The organism is Collinsella sp. AM33-4BH (assembly GCF_003469205.1).
Classification (GTDB): domain Bacteria; phylum Actinomycetota; class Coriobacteriia; order Coriobacteriales; family Coriobacteriaceae; genus Collinsella.
On the sequence record NZ_QSIN01000006.1, the window covers coordinates 2,248 to 3,953 of the forward strand.

Consider the following 1,706-nt stretch of genomic DNA (forward strand, 5'->3'; position numbering starts at 1 on the left):
GAATTGCGACATACGAGCGCTATTCATGATATCGATTAATTAATTTTAGCGACACGTGGATATCCCGCGGGCCCGAGAGCGGTCCCGCAAGATACCACGGGCGCACGGCGGATGCCTTGGCACAGGGAGCCGATGAAGGACGCGGCAAGCTGCGATAATCCCCGGCGAGGAGCACACATCCTTCGACCCGGGGGTCTCCGAATGGGCGAACCCATCCACAGAGGTGTGGATATCCCGACCCCGAACACATAGGGGCCGGGAGGACAACCCGGGGAACTGAAACATCTAAGTACCCGGAGGAGAGGAAATCAATCTCGAGACTCCCCGAGTAGCGGCGAGCGAAAGGGGACCGATGGCCAAACCGTCGAGCGGGCATACCCGGCAGGGGTTCCGCCGGCGGGGTTGCAGGGCCGCGCATCCGGGGGCTGCCGCCCCCGGGCGCAGGTCCGGCTGGGGAGCGGAACGGCATGGGAGGGCCGGCCGCAGCGGGTGACAGCCCCGTACGCGAACCCAGACCGGACGGCGCGACGCGGTCCCTGAGTAGGGCCGGGCACGTGAAACCCGGTCCGAACCTGGGTGGACCACCATCCAAGCCTGAGTACTACCCTGTGACCGATAGCGCACCAGTACCGTGAGGGAAAGGTGAAAAGCACCCCGGGAGGGGAGTGAAACAGTACCTGAAACCGTGCGCCCACGAGCAGTCGGAGCACCCTTGTGGTGTGACGGCGTGCCTTTTGTAGAATGAGCCAGCGAGTCGCTGGCGCGGGGCGAGGTTAACCGAAAGGGAGCCGGAGCGAAAGCGAGCCTTAACAGGGCGACTTGAGTCCCGCGCCGCGGACGCGAAGCCGGGTGAGCTATCCGTGGGCAGGCTGAAGCGGGGGTAAGACCCCGTGGAGGGCCGAACGCACGTCGGTTGAAAACGGCGGCGATGACCTGCGGATAGGGGTGAAAGGCCAATCAAACCCGGAGATATCTCGTTCTCCCCGAAATAGCTTTAGGGCTAGCGTCGCGCGTTCACCGCCGGAGGTAGAGCACCGGATGGACGAGGGGGCTTCGCCGCCTACCGAATCCAACCGAACTCCGAATGCCGGCGGCCCAGAGCGCGGCAGTCAGAGCATGTGGGCTAAGCTGTGTGCTCGAGAGGGAAACAGCCCGGACCGCCCGCTAAGGTCCCCAAGTTCCAGCCGAGTGGCAAAGGATGTGCGTCCGCCCAGACAACCAGGATGTTGGCTTAGAAGCAGCCATGCATTCAAAGAGTGCGTAACAGCTCACTGGTCGAGTGGACATGCGCCGACAATACACGGGGCTAAGCTGGACACCGAAGCGGCGGGATTTTGATTTTCAGAATCGGTAGGGGAGCTTCCCATGGGCGGGGAAGCCGCCGGGCGACCGACGGTGGAGCGCATGGGAGTGAGAATGCTGGCATGAGTAGCGAGAGACGAGAGAGTAACTCGTCCGCCGTGAACCCGAGGTTTCCTGGGCAAGGCTAATCCTCCCAGGGTCAGTCGGGGGCTAAGGCGAGGCCGGGAGGCGTAGCCGACGCGCAGCAGGCAGACATTCCTGCACCGCGCACGCGGCGCTACGACCGACGGGGCGACGGATGGGGGTGGCTCGGCGGGGTTCTGGACGTCCCCGTGATGGAGCGCGGCCCGCGGACCAGGGAAATCCGGTCCGCATCGAGGGCGAGGCTCCGGACGAAGCACTTA

At 64.3% G+C, this 1,706-nt stretch carries 1 rRNA gene (running past one end of the window); it reads left to right on the top strand.

From position 1 onward, the window contains the following. The first annotated feature begins 84 nt into the window (after positions 1-84). Positions 85-1,706: ribosomal RNA gene (locus DW821_RS05555) — 23S ribosomal RNA — on the top strand; it runs 1,406 nt beyond the window's last position.